Below are 18,454 nucleotides of genomic sequence, written 5' to 3'. Positions count from 1 at the left end.
AAAGGTCTGACTATGAGCGATAAAAATCCAAAGCAGCGTGGGCTGGGCAGAGGTCTTTCGGCGTTGATGTCTGACGTTAACGAGAGTGCGCCGAGTGCAGGCCAAGATTCCGGACGTTCGGCACAAACCATTGCAATTGATTTAGTGTTTCCGAACCCTGATCAGCCTCGACGCAGCTTTGACGAAGAAAAGCTTGACGACCTTGCTAACTCGATCAAGGAAAAGGGTATCATTCAGCCTTTGATCGTTAGGACGCATCCCAAAAAGCAAGGATGCTTCGAGATTGTTGCTGGTGAACGCCGTTGGCGCGCAGCTCAGCGAGCGAATGTCCATCAAGTACCTGCTATCATTAAAGAATTTAGTGATACAGAAGTACTCGAGATCGCCATTATAGAGAATATTCAGCGTGCTGACCTGAACCCGGTTGAAGAGGCTGCAGGTTATGTCCAGCTGATGGAAAAGTTTGGACATACGCAAGAACAGCTTTCGAAAGCTCTTGGCAAAAGCCGAAGTCACATTGCAAATACGATGCGGTTGTTGCAGCTTTCACCACAGCTCCAAGAATATCTGGCGGATGGGCGTTTGTCTTCGGGCCATGCGAGAGCGTTGATCACCGCAGATGATCCCGATGCACTGGCCAAGACAGTTATCAGTAAGGGTATGTCTGTTCGCCAGACCGAGCAGCTCGTTAAATCTGCACGCGATAATGTATTTACCGAAGACGGCCGCAGTAAATCAAAAAAGAATTCGGTGCCAAAAGATGCGGACACGCGGGCATTGGAAAAGGATCTTTCTGCCAATTTGGGGATGCAGGTTGCGATTGACCATTCACCAAGTGGGACTGGCCGGATCACCTTGTCTTACCAGTCACTGAACCAGCTTGATGCGCTATGTTCAATGTTGAGTATGGGCCTTAAATCTAGTGAGGAATAGAACGCGGAGCCAGTTAGTCTGAACTGGCGATTTCGGCCAAGATGGCGTTTAATATTGGCCTACCGCGTTCCGTTGCCCGGATTGTGCTTTCGGTAAATTCGATAACACCCAATTCTGAGAGCTGACCCAAGGTGACATCAGGAATCTTGTGACCTGCAAGCCGTTGAAACCTCTGCCTATCAATGCCTGAAGTCAGCCGCATTCCCATCAATAGATACTCAGTCGCTTGATCTGCTGCTGAAACGGAAGAAAAGATGCTTTCTCCGTCACTACTGGAAACAGCGTCTAACCATGCCTTTGGATTCTTGTGGCATTCTGTTGCGTATTTTTGGCCACCCACTGTCACCCGCCCATGGGCACCGGGGCCGATGCCGATATAATCCCCGTAATTCCAATAGATAAGGTTGTGACGGGATTCACTTCCGGCCAAAGCATGATTCGATATCTCATATGCTGCCATGCCAGCAGACGCGCAAATGTCTTGGGTTATCTGAAACATATCTGCTGAGATATCATCTTCTGGCAGCCCCTTCAGAAGCCCGCGTTCAAAGCGGTCACCGAAGGCTGTGCCGTCTTCTATAGTAAGCTGATACAATGACAGGTGGTCAGCGGCCATAGTGAGTGCTTGGCTCAATTCCGCTTCCCAATTTGTGATAGTCTGGTCCTGGCGAGCATAAATCAAATCGAAACTCACGCGATCAAAGCAGTTTTGCGCGATGTCTAAGGCTGACTGTGCTTCTTCAACCGTGTGAAGGCGACCTAATCGTTTAAGATCGTGATTGTTGAGCGCCTGCACACCCAAAGATACGCGATTGACGCCGGCAGTTTGATAACCTTGGAAACGCGAAGCTTCTACGGACCCGGGATTGGCCTCAAGCGTGATTTCCAAATCATTCGCGGTGGTCCAGTTCTTTGCAATAGCGTCAATCACGCCGGAAACGACATGCTCCTGCATCAGGCTCGGTGTTCCCCCGCCAAAAAAAACCGAGTTCACGACCCGGTTGGGAAGAAGACGAGAATACCGGTCAAGTTCTTTTAGATAGGCGCTGAGCCATGCCTCCTGATCGACGTTATCAGAAACGTGGCTATTGAAATCGCAATATGGGCACTTTGATTGGCAGAAGGGCCAATGCACATAAATGCCGAAGCCGCCATTTTGCCAGTCCTCAGTCAAAGCAGCCCGTCACAAGCTTGTCAAAGGCATCGGCACGGTGGCTGATCTTGTTCTTTTCCCACCTGTCCATCTCGCCGAAGGTCACATTATAGCCGTCGGGAAGAAAAATGGGGTCATATCCGTGGCCATTTTTACCACGCTGAGGCCAGACTATCCGGCCTTGCACTTCGCCTTCGAACACCTCGTCGTGTCCGTCTGGCCAAGCCAGAACCAACGTACAGCAAAATTTCGCTAGCCACGGCTCCAAATTGCCGCTCTCCTTGAGGAGCACATGAACTTTGTTCATTGCCATGTCGAAGTCCCTACCAGTCTCGGTTTCTGCCCAATCGGCAGTATAAACCCCTGGGGCACCGTTTAGCGCGGCAACGGAAAGTCCGGAATCATCGGCAAGCGCGGGAAGGCCGGTAGCCTTCGACGCGGAGTGCGCCTTGATGCGAGCATTTCCAAGAAAAGTAGTTTCTGTTTCGTCGGGTTCCTGCAAATTTAACTCGGCCGCTCCGCACACGGAAACCGAATATGGTTTCAGCAGATGCTCAATCTCTTCAAGCTTTCCTTGATTGTGGGTTGCAACCAAAAGACGATCTTCAGCAAATTTACGCATTTACAGCAGCCAATTGTATATCAGCTAATTCGCGCACTCCCTTTTCAGCCAAGTCGAGCAAGCCATTCATCTGGTCGCGGCTGAAGGTCGAACCCTCTGCCGACAACTGTGCCTCGATCATCTTGCCCGAAGCGGTCATTATGAAATTGCCGTCAACACCGGCTTCGCTGTCTTCCGGGTAATCAAGGTCAAGGAGAACTTGCCCGGCATAGATGCCACAGGACACTGCCGCGACAGGATCGGTGAGGGGGTCAGACACAACCTCACCCGCTTTCATTAGCTTGTTTACTGCTAGTTTTAGAGCGACCCAGCCGCCGGTTATTGAAGCACATCTAGTGCCGCCATCCGCTTGGATAACGTCGCAGTCCACGGTGATCTGACGTTCACCAAGTGCGACACGATCGATACCGGCGCGCAGTGACCGACCGATCAACCGCTGAATTTCCACCGTGCGACCGCCCTGTTTGCCAGCGGTCGCCTCACGCCGCATCCGACTCGTGGTGGAACGCGGCAACATGCCATATTCAGCAGTCACCCAGCCAAGACCCGTGCCCTTGACGAATGGGGGCACCCGTTCCTCGATTGTTGCGGTGCAAAGGACGTGGGTATCGCCAATGCGGATCATACATGACCCTTCGGCGTGTTTGGTTACGCCTGTTTCTATGGTAACGGGGCGCATCTGGTCGAGGTCTCTGCCGGAAGGGCGCATCTGATCATCCTTGTAATTGCTCAACCCGCAAATACCTTTGTCCTTGATGGAATGAAAGTAGGATTGACCCGAAGAATCAACGACCTTTAATGGTCGGACGCTGATCAGAGTTGAAACCTTAATGACAAACACAGGTAAACTTCTTGAAGAACTCAATGATCGCTCGCGAGAGGTATTTCGCCGCGTTGTTGATTCTTATCTTCTAACCGGAGAGCCGGTTGGCTCCCGTACGCTGACACGAGAAATGTCAGAAAAGGTAAGCGCGGCTACGATACGCAACGTAATGCAGGATCTTGAGTATCTCGGTCTTCTGAGTTCTCCTCACGTGAGCGCCGGGCGCCTTCCCACACAGGATGGGTTGAGAATTTTCGTGGACGGGCTCCTTGAGGTTGGTAACCTGGGCTCGGATGACCGGGAGAAGATTGACGCCACGGTTTCGGGCAATTCACAGGATGTCACCGATGTCCTTGATCGGGTAGGCTCGGCTTTATCTGGTGTGACCAAAGGAGCGTCGTTGGTGCTTGCTCCGAAACACGAGGCACCCATAAAACACATTGAATTTGTGAGCTTGGCTCATGATCGGGCTTTGGTGGTCTTGGTCTTCGCAGACGGAAACGTTGAAAATCGGATTTTTACCCCACCTCCCGGTCAAACACCGAGTTCGATGCGAGAGGCGGCAAACTTTCTGAATGCGTTGATTGAGGGAACGACACTGAGTGATCTCAGATCGCGATTCAACACCGATATCTCGGTGCGCCGGCAAGAGATTGATGTTCTTGCTAGGGAGCTTGTGGATAGCGGGCTTGCCGTTTGGGATCGGGAAGGTGATTCGCCTGAGCGACTTATCGTACGTGGCAGGGCCAATCTTTTGGGCGAAGACGGTGACGAAGGTGATCTGGAACGTATTCGTGAGCTTTTTGATGACCTTGAACGCAAGCGAGACATTGCTGAGTTCTTGGAACTGGCGGACGAAGGCGAAGGTGTTCGCATTTTTATAGGTTCGGAGAACAAACTTTTCTCACTTTCGGGTTCCTCTTTGGTGGTGTCTCCTTATATGAACGCTGATCGTAAGATCGTCGGCGCGGTGGGGGTTATCGGACCAACGCGACTCAACTATGGGCGCATCGTGCCGATCGTGGATTATACAGCACAGCTGGTTGGCAAACTGATTTCCGACCGCGGTTGAAGAGGTAAGAAATGGCAGAGTCCCGAAACGATGAATTCCTTGATGATATTGACCAAGCGCTTGCAGAAGAGCTTGAGTCAGAGACATTGGAAGTGTCGGATGAAGAAGTCGAAATTGATGCATTGAAAGCAGAGCGGGATGCTCTCAAAGACAAGTTCATGCGTGCATTGGCAGACGCGGAAAACGCACGAAAACGTGGAGATAAGGCGCGCCGTGACGCTGAACAATATGGTGGATCGCGTTTGGCGCGGGATATGCTGCCGGTATATGACAACCTTAAACGCGCCGTGGAAGCAGCGACCGACGAGCAAAAAGATGTCTCCAAGGCTTTGATCGAAGGTGTTGAACTGACGATGAGAGAGCTTTTAAGCGTGTTCAAAAAGCACGGCATCACAATGGTTTCGCCGGAGGTTGGTGACAAATTTGATCCGCAACATCACGAAGCGATGTTCGAGGCACCGGTACCAGGCACGAAAGCTGGTGAGATTATTCAAGTTTCGGCCGAGGGCTTCATGTTGCATGACCGCATGCTGCGGCCCGCGCAAGTTGGTGTTTCTTCCAACAAAGGATAAAGCCAACGGTCAAAATACAATAAGCTTATACGCGACCTACGCATGCGGCGGGCCGACTACATGGCGTGTATCGTTGGCCTGATCACTCTTTGTCGACGAGCGATTTAAGCTCGTAAACAAGCGCCAAGGCATCGCGAGGGGTAAGTTCATCGGGATGGACGTCAGCAAGCCGCACTTCAACCTTGGCTGGAGCGTTGGCTTCGCTTTTCTTGGGATCCGATTGCGCGGCTGAGAATAGTGGCAAGTCGTCGATAATGATCTCACGGGAGGCGCCGTCTTCGCGTTCGCCTTTTTCAAGCGCTTCGAGAACGACACGCGCGCGCTCGACCACCGAAGCAGGCAGTCCTGCGAGTTTGGCGACTTGAACCCCATAGGATCTATCTGCGGATCCTCGCTTAACCTCGTGTAGAAAAATGACGTCTCCATCATATTCCTTGACGGATATAGTCGCGTTTTCGACACGAGCCAACCGATCTGAAAGGCGCGTGAGTTCATGATAATGGGTGGCGAATAGCGCTCGGGATTTGTTGACTTCGTGCAGGTGCTCAAGCGTTGCCCATGCGATTGAGAGCCCATCATAGGTGGCGGTTCCGCGACCTATTTCGTCAAGAATGACCAAGGCGCGATCATCTGCCTGATTTAGGATAGCGGCGGTTTCCACCATCTCGACCATAAAAGTCGAACGCCCCCGGGCAAGATCATCAGATGCGCCCACACGGCTGAAAACCTGACTCACCATACCGATATGAGCACTCTCGGCAGGGACGAAGCTTCCCATCTGTGCAAGTATCACGATGAGAGCATTTTGACGCAAAAAAGTGGATTTGCCTGCCATGTTCGGGCCGGTGAGAAGCCAGATGTTCGCGCTTGACCCGAGATCGCAATCATTGGCTATGAACGGATCACCAGAGTTAGCCTTAAGCGCCTGCTCCACAACAGGATGGCGTCCGCCTGAAACTACCAGAGATCGGCTGTCGTCGACCTTGGGCATGCTCCAATGCTGCTCTCTGGCGATGGCGGCAAGCGAAGTATAAAAATCAAGCTCTGCTAAAGCGGCAGCGGCTTCGCAAACACTGGCGTATGATCCTAAAATTTCGGACTTAAGAGTGTTATAGAGACGTTTTTCTATTTCAACTGCGCGGCCCCCGGCATTCAAAATGCGGGTTTCCATCTCGCTCAACGGTATGGTGGTAAAGCGGACTTGATTGGCAGTTGTCTGACGATGTTTGAAGGTCTCATTCAAAGGCGCAGACAACATCTTGTCGGCATGCGTGGCCGTTACCTCTACGAAGTAACCCAAGACATTGTTATGTTTGATCTTAAGAGACTGGATGCCGGTTTGTTTGGCATATTCACTTTGCATTGAGGCGATAACGCCGCGACCTTCATCGCGAAGTTTTCGACTTTCGTCTAGCTCAGCGTCAAAGCCGGCTGCGATGAAGCCACCATCTCGGGCCAATAGCGGTGGTTCAGAGACCAGAGCTTGGTCGAGGCGATTCAGAAGATCGTCATGCCCTGTCAATTTTTCTATCGCCGTTTCGAACTCTTTGGGGCAAGCACTTGGCCTTTCAAACCGCGCGATTTCACTGGCTTGTTCCAATCCATTTCTTATGGCGGCAAGATCGCGGGGGCCACCCCTGTCCAGACCTAACCGAGATAACGCACGATCCATATCTGGCACGCGGCGTAGCGTTTCCCGAAGACTGTCGGAAAACAGACTCTGTTCCAGCGCAAAATCAACACATGTCAGGCGAGACTGAACTGTCCCAAGGTCACAGGATGGGCTGGAAAGACGTTGCTCAAGAAGTCGGCCTCCACCGGCAGTGACTGTTTTATCGATAACAGAAAGCAGCGAGCCTGCGCGCCCGCCTGAAAGAGAGCGAGTGAGCTCAAGATTTCGTCGTGTGGCGGAGTCAATCTGCATCGCGCCGCGAGAGTTGACTTGGCGTGGAGCCTGCAAAAGCGGCAGGTTGCCCTTTTGCGTCACCTCGAGATACTCTACCAAAGCGCCCATAGCCGCCAGTTCTGCACGCGTAAATTGACCGAAGGCGTCAAGTGAAGCTGTTTCAAACAATTCGCATATGCGCCGTTCCCCCGCTGTGCTATCGAAAGCGGCCCTGCCTAGTTCCGTGAGGGATGCGCCACTCTCTTCTACAGTGTGAACTATTTCCTGATCAGCACCTTCGGCCAAGATAACTTCGGCGGGTGTAAGACGTGCAAGCTCGGGCCCAAGTTTAATCTGCGGAAGCGCCATGACCGTGAAAGCGCCGGTAGAGATATCCACCCAAGCGAGAGCAGATACGTCTCTAACACTGGCAAAACTGGCCAGAAAATTATGCCGTCGCGCTTCGAGCAGGGTATCTTCGGTCAAGGTTCCCGGCGTAACTAGGCGCACAACCTCACGCCGGACGACAGATTTCGAACCACGCTTTTTGGCTTCGCTTGGGTCTTCTGTCTGCTCACATACGGCAACACGAAATCCCTTCCGGATGAGTGTTAGAAGGTAGCCTTCTGCAGAATGAACCGGCACACCGCACATGGGTATGTCCTGACCCTGATGCTTGCCTCTCTTGGTCAGCGCAATGTCGAGCGCCTGCGCAGCCGCTGCAGCGTCGTCGAAGAAAAGCTCATAGAAATCACCCATCCGATAAAAGAGCAGTGCGCCCGGATACCCCGACTTGATCTCGAGATACTGTGCCATCATTGGCGTTGTCGCAGATGTTACTGTTGTCACCGGGTCCCCCAATTTGAAGTCCAAGATAAAGATGGTCGGGAAGGTGTGAAAGGGCGTTCTGGTTGTCGAAAGTGCTGGGTGGAGATAAGGATTGGAAAACTGAACTTTTCAGCCAAGCGAGCGACATGTCCAAACCCAAATTCACACGCGAAGAGGCGTTGGCCTTTCATCTCGAACCCACGCCCGGCAAGTTTGAGATCACCGCAACGGTGCCGATGACAACGCAACGTGATCTGAGCCTTGCTTATAGCCCGGGTGTTGCGGTTCCTTGCGAGGCGATCGCCGAGAACCCCGAAACGGCATACGATTATACGAACAAGGGTAATCTTGTAGCCGTAATCTCGAACGGAACGGCGGTTCTTGGGCTTGGCAATCTAGGTGCGCTGGGATCGAAGCCTGTGATGGAAGGCAAGGCCGTTCTTTTCAAGCGTTTCGCAGACGTAAACAGCATAGATATCGAGCTTGATACAGAGGACCCGGAGGCGTTTATCAATGCGGTAAGCCTCATGGGTCCGACCTTCGGTGGGATCAATCTCGAAGATATCAAAGCGCCGGAATGTTTCATCATCGAGCAGCGGCTCAAGGAGGTGATGGACATCCCCGTCTTCCACGATGACCAACACGGCACGGCGGTGATCTGTGCGGCCGGATTGATCAATGCACTGCATCTGAGTGGAAAGCAGATAGAAGATGTCAAAATCGTTTTAAACGGTGCAGGTGCGGCGGGTATCGCCTGTATCGAATTGCTGAAATCCATGGGCGCGAAGCATGATAATTGTCTCGTATGCGATACCAAAGGCGTGATTTATCAAGGCCGCAGCGATGGAATGAACCAGTGGAAATCGGCGCACGCGGTCAAGACGGAGCTGCGCACACTGGAAGAAGCCATGGAGGGGGCCGACGTTTTCTTAGGTGTCAGCGTACGGGGCGCTGTGACATCAGAAATGGTCGAGAGCATGGCCAAGGATCCCGTGATCTTTGCAATGGCAAATCCCGATCCCGAGATTACCCCGGAAGAAGCACATGCCGTGCGCAGTGATGCCATCGTAGCGACCGGGCGCAGCGATTACCCAAACCAAGTCAACAACGTCTTGGGCTTTCCTTACCTTTTTCGGGGCGCGCTTGATGTGCATGCTCGTGCCATCAATGACGAGATGAAAATCGCTTGCGCACAGGCCCTGGCCAAGCTGGCGCGGGAGGACGTGCCCGACGAGGTGGGCATGGCCTATGGTCGCAAGCTGTCATTCGGTCGAGATTACATCATACCAGCTCCATTCGACCCGAGGCTGATATATACCATCCCGCCTGCGGTCGCCAAAGCATGCATGGATACAGGAGCGGCACGGCGGCCCATTGTGGACATGGAAGCCTATGAGGTGACGCTAAAGACGCGGATGGATCCGACAGCGAGCATGCTCCGCTCGATCAATGCTCGAGCGCGTGCTGCACAGGCAAGGATGATTTTTGCCGAAGGGGACGATCCGCGGGTATTGCGCGCAGCGGTACAATACCAAAGAGCCGGATTTGGGCAGGCCTTGGTAGTAGGACGTGAAGCGGATGTGGCCGAAAAGCTCCACGCGGCAGGGCTCGGTGATGCGGTGAGCGAACTGGAGATCGTGAACGCCGCCAACACCGATCATCTTCGTGACTATAAGGCCTTCCTTTACGGGCGACTACAACGCAGGGGCCACGACCGGCACGATGTGCATAGGCTTGCAGCGCGGGACCGACATGTATTCGCGTCACTCATGTTGGCCCATGGACATGGCGATGGTTTGGTCACCGGGGCGACGCGAAAGTCAGCGCATGTTCTCGATCTGATCAACCATGTTTTTGATGCGGATGCGGACCATGGTGCAGTCGGCGTAACAGCGGTGATGCACAAAGGGCGAATTGTCTTGATTGCCGATACGCTTGTGCATGAATGGCCAAATGAAACTGATCTTGCGAACATTGCTGAAAGGTCTGCAAGCGTAGCGCGGCACCTTGGACTTGATCCACGTGTCGCCTTTGTCAGCTTTTCGACGTTCGGCTATCCCAGATCAGAGAGAGCGGAAAAGATGCACATCGCCCCGCGTGTCCTTGAGCAACGCGGCGTTGACTTTGAGTTCGAGGGAGAAATGACTGTTGACGTCGCTCTCAATACCGAGGCGCAAAAAAGCTATCCTTTCCAAAGGTTAACTGGCCCCGCCAATATACTTGTGGTGCCTGCTCGGCATTCGGCATCTATTTCTGTGAAATTAATGCAGGAAATGGGAGGCGCCACCGTGATCGGTCCGATTCTTACCGGTGTCGATAGGTCGATTCAAATTTGTTCGTCGACATCCACCGCCAATGACATTCTGAATATGGCGGTGCTGGCAGCCTGCAAGGTCGGGTGAGTTTCATCATCGCTCGTGATCAGATTAGGGATGGATAATGGCCCTTTATTGCCTCGGGTCGATCAACGTGGATTTCACCTATAGGGTCGATCGCTTACCCGGTCCCGGCGAGACCGTCATCGCTACAACTGCCTCGCGTGGGCTGGGCGGAAAGGGCGCCAACCAATCGATAGCAGCGTCAAGGGCCGGTGCGCGCGTTTATCATATTGGACGGATCGGCCCCGAGGGCGAATGGTGCATTTCATCAATGCATAACCTTGGTGTTGATATCAGTCATGTAAGCGTGAGTCGGAAGCCGACTGGGCATGCCAACATCTGCGTTGACGAAACGGGCGAAAACCAGATTACGGTATTGCCCGGCGCCAACCTTGATCAGGATTTGAAATCTATTTCGCGGGCCCTTGAAAAAGGTGGAGCTAACGATTGGCTTCTGCTTCAGAACGAAACCTCTCATCAGGTCGACGCAGCCAAGCTTGCGCGCTCCAAGGGTATGCGTGTTGCATACTCTGCCGCTCCCTTCGAAGTGGAGTCAGTTAAAGAGATATTGGACCTGATTACGCTCCTTATTCTGAACGAAGGAGAAGCGTTACAGTTCGAACAATATTTTCAAGGCTCACCCGCCGTTGATTTGATTGTGACCAAGGGTATCGATGGCGCTGAATTGAGACGAAACGGTCACACGGCAAACGTTCCGGCGTTTGGTGTCAACGCAGAGGATACCACCGGAGCTGGCGACACTTTCGCGGGCTTCCTGCTTGCTGGACTTGAGAACGGTCAACATTACGAAACTGCGTTGAACCGGGCTATGGCAGCGGCGGCCCTTCAGGTAACACGGCGCGGATCGGCAGAAGCCATTCCCTCGGCAAAAGAAGTCGATACCTTCATGCTGAATTTGAAGCGGCAGTAATCTGCATTTTCCACTTATTATTTGGCAAACGGGGCTTCATCGCCCCAAAGTGACTTAACACGCGCGTCACGGCCACAGCCCTTTCGATAGCGCTTGTATGCGACCGATTTCTTGACTCCGAGTCCAACGCTTGAAAACGCAAGCCGATCGCTACTCTTGTAGTAATCCTGATGATATTCATCGACCTTATAGAAGGTTTGTTTTGGAAGTATCGGCGTAACAACCTCCTGACCCAAAGCCTTCTGTGCGTTGGCTTTCGCTTTTTGGGCTTCGGCCTTTGCGGCAGGGTCTGAAACGAAAATAGCACTGCGATAGCTTGAGCCACGGTCACAGAATTGACCACCAGCATCCGTGGGATCAATGGACCGGAAGAACATATGAAAAAGCTGGGAGCGGGATACCTGTGATGGATCATAGTGTATCTGGACGGCCTCATAGTGCCCAGTGTCGCCGCCGGTCACTTGGTCATATGTCGGGTTCTTGAGGTTGCCGCCGGTGAAGCCGGAAACAACTTCCGACACGCCTTTGACGGATTCGAAATCTGCTTCGACACACCAGAAGCAACCGCCTGCAACAGTCAGCGTTTCATGGGCCTGAGCATGTGCTGGATGCTTTTGGGCGCCAATTCCGATGATAATCAGGGCGGTAAGAAGCGCGGATTTCCACATTTTAACTGTCGATGGCATTGGGTGCCTCCTCTGTTTCTATTAAAATGCCAAAGCTTGACCGAGACAGAAAGGTGAGGAGCCCCTCAGTCACAGGATGGTGACCGCTTTTTACGGGTTGGCAGTGTGAATCCGGGAACGTAGCCTTTCACTGAAACAAACCGGAAAGCGAATTGTTACCGATGACAGACCATCAGACGACCCATGCCGCACAAGAAGACAGACGAAACGAGCAGATACTTATCTGGTTGAATGGTAAGCTGGTTCCGAAATCCGAAGCAATGGTCAGTGTATATGACAGTGGCTTCATGCTTGGTGACGGGGTGTGGGAAGGACTCCGTCTTTATGAAGGGCGCTGGGCATTCATTGACGAACATATTGATCGACTATTCGAAGCGGCCAAAGCCATTGATCTGGATTTGGGGCTAAGTCGCTCAGACTTGATTGCAGCGATTCTTGAAACACAGCGCGCGAATGAAATGACCACTGATGCGCATGCCCGATTAATGGTTACCCGAGGCGTGAAGACGAGACCGTTTCAACACCCCTCTCTCTCGCGTCAGGGGCCGACCTTGGCGATCATAATGGAGCATTCCAAGCCAGCGATCGCACGCCCCATTCGGCTGGCCACGGTCCCGCATATGCGAGGGCTGCCAATGACGCAGGATCCCAAGTTGAATTCTCACTCCAAGCTTAACTGCATTCTGGCCTGTATAGCCGCCGAGAAGGCGGGGGCGGACGAAGCGCTCATGCTGGATGTGCATGGTTTCGTGAACACGACTAATGCATGTAATTTCTTTATTGTGCGCAAAGGTGAGGTTTGGACCTCGACTGGGGATTACTGCATGAATGGGATCACTCGGCAGAAGGTCATCGATGTGTGCCGGGCCGAGGGGATTAAAATCTACGAGCGAAACTATTCTCTGGTCGATACTTATGGTGCAGAAGAGGCTTTTCTTACCGGAACTTTTGGGGCGCAGACACCGGTCGCCGAAGTGGATGGACGCACGATCGGCACAGGCGAACTGGGGCCAGTAACGAAACGCATCCAAGAACTTTACAAAGCCTTGATCGCCAAGGAAGCGGCCTGAAATGCGGATTGCAATGTGGTCGGGGCCGCGCAACCTCAGCACTGCGATGATGTATTCATTCGGGGCGCGTAAAGATTGTGACGTAATCGATGAACCGTTTTATGGCGCCTACCTTGCCTTGACCGGATTGGAGCATCCGATGCGTCATGAAATCATGGAGTCGCAACCTCTTGATCCTCATGCCGTCGCGGCGCGGTTGACAGCACCAATTCCCGAAGGGCGTGTGGAATACCAAAAGCACATGAGCCAGCATATGATCGAGGGCGTACCGCGCGATTGGTTGGGCCAGTTGCGAAACATCTTTCTAATCCGTCATCCAGCACGGGTGATTGCGAGCTATTCGGCCAAACGGGAAAACCCTACGCTCGACGACATCGGGTTTCGCCAACAGGCCGAGCTCTATGAAATAGCCACTGAACTCGGGGATGACCCGGTTGTTGTAGACAGTCATGACATTCGAGACGACCCGGAGGGGATGCTCCAAAAACTATGCGCCTCAATTGGACTTGAATTTGAACCAAGCATGTTGTCCTGGCCAGTAGGGGGCCATCCCGCAGATGGCATATGGGCTTCACATTGGTATGGAGCTGTGCACCGTAGCACTGAGTTTGCCGGAGCGGAGGGCCCCTTGCCGGAAGTTGTAGGGCCTCTCAAAAGCGTTTTGGATGCCGCCTTACCCTATTACGAAATGCTGAGGGCCAATAAGATCTGAGGATTGCCCAGCCAAGTCACGACACGCGGAATTCACAAGTTAGATGAACGTCATTCAGAAAAAGCAACGTAGCCAAGACCTTGATCCCGAATAAGTCCACAGCTAAGGATTTGATAGATCTCTTCAAATTTTCAGTCTGCGGCATGCAAGTAACATCGTGCTACCTTTGTGCCCAATTTTGTGGATTCGTCGGCACTGCGGGTTGAAAGATGGTGGCGTTTCCGGGCAAACAAAGAACATATCGGAGTGGGGACATAATATGCTGAAGAAACTGGTGCTGGCTATCAGCGTGGCTGCGGTATCTGGGTGTGGGGTTGCCTATATTTCCCCGAAGGTTGCGGCAAGTGACGGCAAAGTTCGAGTGCTGTCGTTGACGGCCGATTCGGTCAAAGCCGCCAACAGTTCCGCCTATTATCCCAAAGAACTTCCTTCGGTCTTTTTTGCCAATGCTGGAGGCGGCCGCGGTGTTCGCGGAGCAGGAGCGACGCCACCTCCATCTCTTGAACGACAGAACCGTCCCTCCGCGCTTGAGATGAGAGTGCCGCCGGCGGTCACGCCTGGGCCCTATGAAATTGGTGTTGGTGATGTTCTGCTTCTTGCGACCAAGACCCCCGGGAACACCGTCGAAGAGCTGAGTGGCCTTTTAGCGGCGCAGAACAGTCGTCAAGGCTATACAGTTCAAGATGATGGTGCGATTGCCGTTCCAGAGGTGGGACGTGTTATGGTCGCCGGTCTGACCCTTGAGGAGGCTGAAGCGCAGCTATTCCAAAACCTTGTGGAAAACCAGATCGACCCAACCTTCAGCTTGGAAATCGCAGAGTTCAATTCCAAGCGGGTAACGATTGGTGGTGCCGTTACGGCACCCCAGATCGTCCCTGTCACGTTAACACCATTGACCCTTGATGAGGCCTTGGCTGCGGCGGGAAGCATAAGCACGAAAGATCTCGATTATGCGTCGATCCGTATCTATCGCGAGGGGACACTGTATCAGATCCCACTCAACGCTTATTTGCGGCAACCCGAGCTTCAGAAAACACGCTTGATTGATGGTGACAATGTCTATGTTGATACCGAATATGAACTAGACAAAGCGAAGGCATACTTTGAAGAACAAATAACCTTGGCAGAATTTCGACAGCAAGCACGTGTTCAGGCGCTTAATGAGCTTAATTCCGAGGTTTCTTTGAGGCGGGCTGCGCTCGAGGAGGAGCGCGCAAACTTTCGCGATCAGCTTGAGTTTGATGCGGTTGATCGGGATTATGTCTACATGACTGGTGAGGTCTTGAAGAATGCTCGTTTTGCTCTCCCCTTCGGACGTAAAGCTTCGCTCGCGGACGCCCTCTACGATAGCGATGGCTTTGAAAACAGAACGGCCAACCCTAGCCAAGTTTATGTGCTTCGTGGATCGCCAGAGCCGGGCAATCCTGATTTGGTCACGGCTTGGCACCTGAATGCCAGTAACGCCAGCAACTTCCTTTTGGCCACCAAAATGGAGATGCGCCCGAACGACGTAGTCTTTATCGCAGAGCAGCCGATAACGCGCTGGAACCGTGTTGTGCAGCAGCTTGTCCCATCCCTGCTCACCAGCAGCGCCAGCCTGGCGGCGCAGTAATGAGTTTGGCCTGATTATCTGATCAGGGCAGATGTGCGAGACATTGAACGGGAAGCCAGAAATTGGCTTCCCGTTTTTTTCATGTCTGTCGGAGAGATAAACAACTCAGCGACGACCCGTGGCAGATCACAGTATTTCCAGGTTTTGCATTGGGTAAATGAAATCTGCTGAGCTAGAACCCGGGGTTTGAGGCCGTAAGGACGTTAGCGCAAAGACTGAATGGCGATGTAGTCATTCAGTGGGCTGTGCCACTGACGAGATTGCACAACCCGTCCGCCCGGTGTGACCTGATAGGTGTTGGTAAAGACAAGATCGTCTGAAAGACAGGACTCTGTGACCTTGGTGACTGGAGTGTCGATCACTCCCATCGTGAGGTGACCTTGACTGTGCGGATTCACATTACAAAAAAGCTGTTGCGAGACGGTTAGATTCTCACCATCTAAAAAGCGATGTATGCGCGGGGCCGAGCCAGTGGCGCGCTTTGCGATCAGACCTTGGACCGCATTTGTTTCTGAGGACATCAAGTCTTCGCCCAGTCCGCGCGAAGAGGTCATAATGCCGTTCTTAAGAGTGATGCTCTGACGGGTTGCAGTGCCGAACGTGACATAAGGACCGTTTCGTTCAATCTCCTGCATCACCGACAGCGCGTTGGACTGTGGAATGGCGACCACTATGACTTGACCCGAAGTGCTGGCCAATGCTTTGGCGGCTTGTTGCGATACGGCGTTTACATCTGGCCCAGAAGGCTTGTTGCCATCAAAAAGACCACCGACGATCCCCTTGGCAATTCCAACGGCTGTCACGTCATTTCCAGTTCCGCTGCTACAGGCGGCAATAGAGAGACAGAACAGACCAAGTGCCGAGTTTTTCAGGATACGTTGTTTTCTCATCTCCAGAATTTTCCCCAGGTCTTGGCCATTTCGGGACGATGAGTATCCTTGATCTCGTCGTAAAGGCGCCCATTCACGTCAAGTCGTGCGCCACCGTCGCGCGTTAGCGACTGAAGAACAGTGGTTGATTTTTGCAATGTCGGCTTTCCTGTTCCCCAAGAGAACGGGATCTCGATCTTGATTCCTTTGTCAAACGACCCTTCTCCGAACGTGGCGGAGCTTACGTTTGTTTTTGTGGCGTAAGCCCCGATGCTCCAGCCGTTGGCGAAGACACGATCAATCGAGAGCGTCGCACCCCAGTCTCCGGCCAGATAGCGACCTGCGTCAAGCTGTGCGTGAAATCCGTAGCCGACATCATAATAGGCGGACAAATGACCATTCCACTCAGGAATCACACCTGTCGAGGTCGCACGCGTCCGTATGTCGAACTTCTGGTCGAAGTCGCGGGGCAGGACGTAGTTGACCTCGGCGCCCAGCGCCAAACGGCTGTCGACCGGCTTCCACAAAACTTCTGCAGAAGCGCCTGCATACATACGTTCGAGATAGCCAACTGTGACTCGGCTATAGACACTTTTCGCTGGTCGTCCGTACTTGGCCAACGTCAAGTAGTCGATCGTTGGCTCTTCTGTTTGGTTGTAGAATGCTACATTTGATCGCACGCGGGGCAGACCCGACGGACCAGGAAGCGACACGTCATCCAAATTCCCGATTACTTTTTGCGAAATTGATCCCGAAGCGATCCAACCTGGCGCTATGTGATATTCGCCTTTTGCCCGGATTCCAGCGGCATAACGAACCGGATTTTCCGGATCGAAGACCGAAAAGCGGAGATATGGCCCAATGTTGTATTCGAAGCGCGGAAATGTATCTGGCATCAGCGTGATACCCCGATCCGTTACCGCGCCATCCTGAATAACGCTGGCGGCAAGGATATCTGACGCAGCAGAATGCTCCAGACGTTCAACATCTGTGCGCGACAATGTGACAGAGCTGGTCGGCTGCCCTTTGATAATTTGAGTTATGGTGAACGTTTCAACAGAGGCTGGCAGCACGCGTGTCATGGCGCGCGCGGTGCGCCCTACCGCCTGAGGCCGCATATCGTATCGTGTGTTGCGGATTTGAACGTGCGCCTTTTTCGGTCCAACTTGCAGCCCATGCAGTTTGATCCCGTCACGCTCCAGAAGCCCATCAAGTGAATTGATCGACTTGGCCTGTTGAACTTGGTCAGTGGTCCAACCAAGATCTGCAGCGCTTCCGGGTGCGCGTGGCGCGACCGGAAGGGGCGCACTCTCAATCCCGCCTTTAACGGCAGGCTTCCGCACGTTAAGCGACAGAGTTGCTGTTACCCCGATCTCGTCTCCGTGCAATGAATAAGCGCTCGCCTGAAAGGAATCGCTGAACTTGTATGTCAGGCCGAAATTCCAAGGTGATTTGCGGGTCAACGCACCATCTGAGACTTCGCGATCGTAAGCGTCCGAGGAATACTCGGCGGCAAAGCTGAGCTTGTCAGTGAGCTGAAAATCCACCCCGCCAAAGGCCGCGACGTCGCCGCGAAACCACCGATCATAAGTAGGAACACCGCCTTGACCAAGGAAAGCGTTGGGTCGGTTGCCAGTGTTGGCGAAGCTAGAGTAGCTACCTAGGCGGCCCCAACCGATACCTCCCGTAATTCGAACACGTGGTCCAAGGGATTTCGTCGCAACAATATACTCGCCACTATACAGCCCTGTTCCAATGAAATCCTGAAGTCCAACCACTACGGATGGGCGCCAATTTGTTTCATCTAGCAGTCTATAGCGTAGATCAAAGCTTCGATCATAAAATGTGGTAAATGCAGGTCGTCCAGCGGCAGGGGTCAAGCCGCCTATACCGGAGTATCGAAAACTCGCGCTGACCCGAGGAAGCATCTGAAATGTGAGGGTCGTGCGCGTGGTAAGATTGTTGCCCGATCCATAGGCGGACACAGTTGTCGATAACTGGCCTTCCGGCGCCATCTCGGCGGTCGGCATGTCGATCAGACCACCGGGATTTCCGTAAACGTTGGTTTGAGTTGTCGTCAGGTTCTCGGCCACGCCCAGCACCGGAAGCCCGATGATGAGAGTAACCACCGTCCCCATGATCGCTTTATTTCTTACGATCACTTCAATCCCTCATCTGCCTGCGCTACTTGCTGAGAACATACCTAACGAAACTCCAAAACCCTAGGCCCAAATTGCCCTGTTCCAAGTGGTCGCCCTATCAGGTGGTGCATGATTGTCACTTTGATCTGATGGTAACTCGATCAACA

At 53.0% G+C, this 18,454-nt stretch carries 15 protein-coding genes; 8 read left to right on the top strand and 7 right to left on the bottom strand.

Annotated elements, in window-relative coordinates:
• Positions 1-12: 12 nt before the first annotated feature.
• On the top strand, positions 13-933 hold the full coding sequence (locus V8359_RS07795) for a ParB/RepB/Spo0J family partition protein (protein ID WP_336428200.1): 921 nt from the start codon (positions 13-15) through the stop codon (positions 931-933).
• 13 nt (positions 934-946) lie between these two features.
• Here the strand turns inward: V8359_RS07795 and hemW are convergent, their stop codons facing one another.
• From hemW to rph, 3 genes are read right to left on the bottom strand one after another with little or no spacing between them, the layout of a single operon-like run.
• Positions 947-2,107, bottom strand: a complete 1,161-nt coding sequence (hemW, locus tag V8359_RS07790; protein WP_336428199.1) for a radical SAM family heme chaperone HemW — start codon at positions 2,105-2,107, stop codon at positions 947-949.
• A complete protein-coding gene (gene rdgB, locus V8359_RS07785; RefSeq protein ID WP_336428198.1) occupies positions 2,100-2,708 on the bottom strand; it encodes an RdgB/HAM1 family non-canonical purine NTP pyrophosphatase in 609 nt (202 codons plus the stop codon). The genes hemW and rdgB overlap by 8 nt, the downstream gene beginning before the upstream one ends.
• A complete protein-coding gene (gene rph, locus V8359_RS07780) occupies positions 2,701-3,417 on the bottom strand; it encodes a ribonuclease PH (RefSeq protein ID WP_336428612.1) in 717 nt (238 codons plus the stop codon). Before rph ends, rdgB begins: the two co-directional genes overlap by 8 nt.
• 121 nt (positions 3,418-3,538) lie before the next feature.
• Between rph and hrcA the strand changes: the two genes are divergently transcribed.
• Entirely contained in the window at positions 3,539-4,603 is a 1,065-nt protein-coding gene (gene hrcA / locus V8359_RS07775; protein ID WP_336428197.1) for a heat-inducible transcriptional repressor HrcA, read from the top strand.
• Positions 4,604-4,614: 11 nt separating this feature from the next.
• Positions 4,615-5,175 carry a nucleotide exchange factor GrpE gene (locus tag V8359_RS07770; protein WP_336428196.1) on the top strand — a complete coding sequence of 187 codons (561 nt, stop codon included), beginning with the start codon at positions 4,615-4,617 and terminating at the stop codon, positions 5,173-5,175.
• 82 nt (positions 5,176-5,257) lie between these two features.
• Here the strand turns inward: V8359_RS07770 and mutS are convergent, their stop codons facing one another.
• Entirely contained in the window at positions 5,258-7,879 is a 2,622-nt protein-coding gene (gene mutS / locus V8359_RS07765; protein WP_336428195.1) for a DNA mismatch repair protein MutS, read from the bottom strand.
• Positions 7,880-8,034: 155 nt separating this feature from the next.
• Between mutS and V8359_RS07760 the strand changes: the two genes are divergently transcribed.
• Entirely contained in the window at positions 8,035-10,290 is a 2,256-nt protein-coding gene (locus V8359_RS07760; RefSeq protein ID WP_336428610.1) for an NADP-dependent malic enzyme, read from the top strand.
• Positions 10,291-10,327: 37 nt separating this feature from the next.
• On the top strand, positions 10,328-11,197 hold the full coding sequence (locus V8359_RS07755; protein ID WP_336428194.1) for a ribokinase: 870 nt from the start codon (positions 10,328-10,330) through the stop codon (positions 11,195-11,197).
• A gap of 17 nt (positions 11,198-11,214) precedes the next feature.
• Here V8359_RS07755 and msrA read toward each other — a convergent pair whose 3' ends face one another.
• Positions 11,215-11,883, bottom strand: a complete 669-nt coding sequence (msrA, locus tag V8359_RS07750; RefSeq protein WP_336428193.1) for a peptide-methionine (S)-S-oxide reductase MsrA — start codon at positions 11,881-11,883, stop codon at positions 11,215-11,217.
• A gap of 161 nt (positions 11,884-12,044) precedes the next feature.
• Here msrA and V8359_RS07745 point away from each other — a divergent pair, with 161 nt between their 5' ends.
• The 3 genes from V8359_RS07745 (at position 12,045) to V8359_RS07735 (ending at position 15,277) form a co-directional block, all read left to right on the top strand.
• A complete protein-coding gene (locus V8359_RS07745) occupies positions 12,045-12,953 on the top strand; it encodes a D-amino acid aminotransferase (protein ID WP_336428192.1) in 909 nt (302 codons plus the stop codon).
• Between the two features lies 1 nt (position 12,954).
• Positions 12,955-13,665, top strand: coding sequence for an HAD family hydrolase (locus V8359_RS07740; RefSeq protein ID WP_336428191.1), 711 nt, complete (start codon positions 12,955-12,957; stop codon positions 13,663-13,665).
• A gap of 259 nt (positions 13,666-13,924) precedes the next feature.
• The gene (locus V8359_RS07735; RefSeq protein ID WP_336428190.1) at positions 13,925-15,277 is read left to right on the top strand and encodes a polysaccharide biosynthesis/export family protein; all 1,353 of its coding nucleotides are present in this window, start codon (positions 13,925-13,927) and stop codon (positions 15,275-15,277) included.
• Positions 15,278-15,480: 203 nt separating this feature from the next.
• Here V8359_RS07735 and V8359_RS07730 read toward each other — a convergent pair whose 3' ends face one another.
• On the bottom strand, positions 15,481-16,167 hold the full coding sequence (locus V8359_RS07730) for a YjbF family lipoprotein (RefSeq protein WP_336428189.1): 687 nt from the start codon (positions 16,165-16,167) through the stop codon (positions 15,481-15,483).
• The gene (locus V8359_RS07725) at positions 16,164-18,308 is read right to left on the bottom strand and encodes a YjbH domain-containing protein (RefSeq protein WP_336428188.1); all 2,145 of its coding nucleotides are present in this window, start codon (positions 18,306-18,308) and stop codon (positions 16,164-16,166) included. The genes V8359_RS07730 and V8359_RS07725 overlap by 4 nt, the downstream gene beginning before the upstream one ends.
• Between the last annotated feature and the right edge of the window lie 146 nt (positions 18,309-18,454).

Source organism: Roseovarius sp. E0-M6 (assembly GCF_037083845.1).
GTDB lineage: Bacteria > Pseudomonadota > Alphaproteobacteria > Rhodobacterales > Rhodobacteraceae > Roseovarius.
The sequence above is the reverse complement of the archived record's forward strand: the minus strand, read 5'-3'. Positions and strand labels throughout refer to the sequence as shown.

Excerpts from the sequence above, each read along its gene's own strand:
- V8359_RS07730 (WP_336428189.1), bottom strand. The coding sequence starts at position 16,167 with ATGAGAAAACAACGTATCCTGAAAAACTCGGCACTTGGTCTGTTCTGT.
- V8359_RS07760 (WP_336428610.1), top strand. The coding sequence starts at position 8,035 with ATGTCCAAACCCAAATTCACACGCGAAGAGGCGTTGGCCTTTCATCTC.
- V8359_RS07795 (WP_336428200.1), top strand. The coding sequence starts at position 13 with ATGAGCGATAAAAATCCAAAGCAGCGTGGGCTGGGCAGAGGTCTTTCG.
- rph (WP_336428612.1), bottom strand. The coding sequence starts at position 3,417 with ATGCGCCCTTCCGGCAGAGACCTCGACCAGATGCGCCCCGTTACCATA.
- msrA (WP_336428193.1), bottom strand. The coding sequence starts at position 11,883 with ATGCCATCGACAGTTAAAATGTGGAAATCCGCGCTTCTTACCGCCCTG.
- V8359_RS07735 (WP_336428190.1), top strand. The coding sequence starts at position 13,925 with ATGCTGAAGAAACTGGTGCTGGCTATCAGCGTGGCTGCGGTATCTGGG.
- V8359_RS07745 (WP_336428192.1), top strand. The coding sequence starts at position 12,045 with ATGACAGACCATCAGACGACCCATGCCGCACAAGAAGACAGACGAAAC.
- hrcA (WP_336428197.1), top strand. The coding sequence starts at position 3,539 with ATGACAAACACAGGTAAACTTCTTGAAGAACTCAATGATCGCTCGCGA.
- V8359_RS07755 (WP_336428194.1), top strand. The coding sequence starts at position 10,328 with ATGGCCCTTTATTGCCTCGGGTCGATCAACGTGGATTTCACCTATAGG.
- rdgB (WP_336428198.1), bottom strand. The coding sequence starts at position 2,708 with ATGCGTAAATTTGCTGAAGATCGTCTTTTGGTTGCAACCCACAATCAA.
- V8359_RS07740 (WP_336428191.1), top strand. The coding sequence starts at position 12,955 with ATGCGGATTGCAATGTGGTCGGGGCCGCGCAACCTCAGCACTGCGATG.
- V8359_RS07770 (WP_336428196.1), top strand. The coding sequence starts at position 4,615 with ATGGCAGAGTCCCGAAACGATGAATTCCTTGATGATATTGACCAAGCG.
- mutS (WP_336428195.1), bottom strand. The coding sequence starts at position 7,879 with ATGATGGCACAGTATCTCGAGATCAAGTCGGGGTATCCGGGCGCACTG.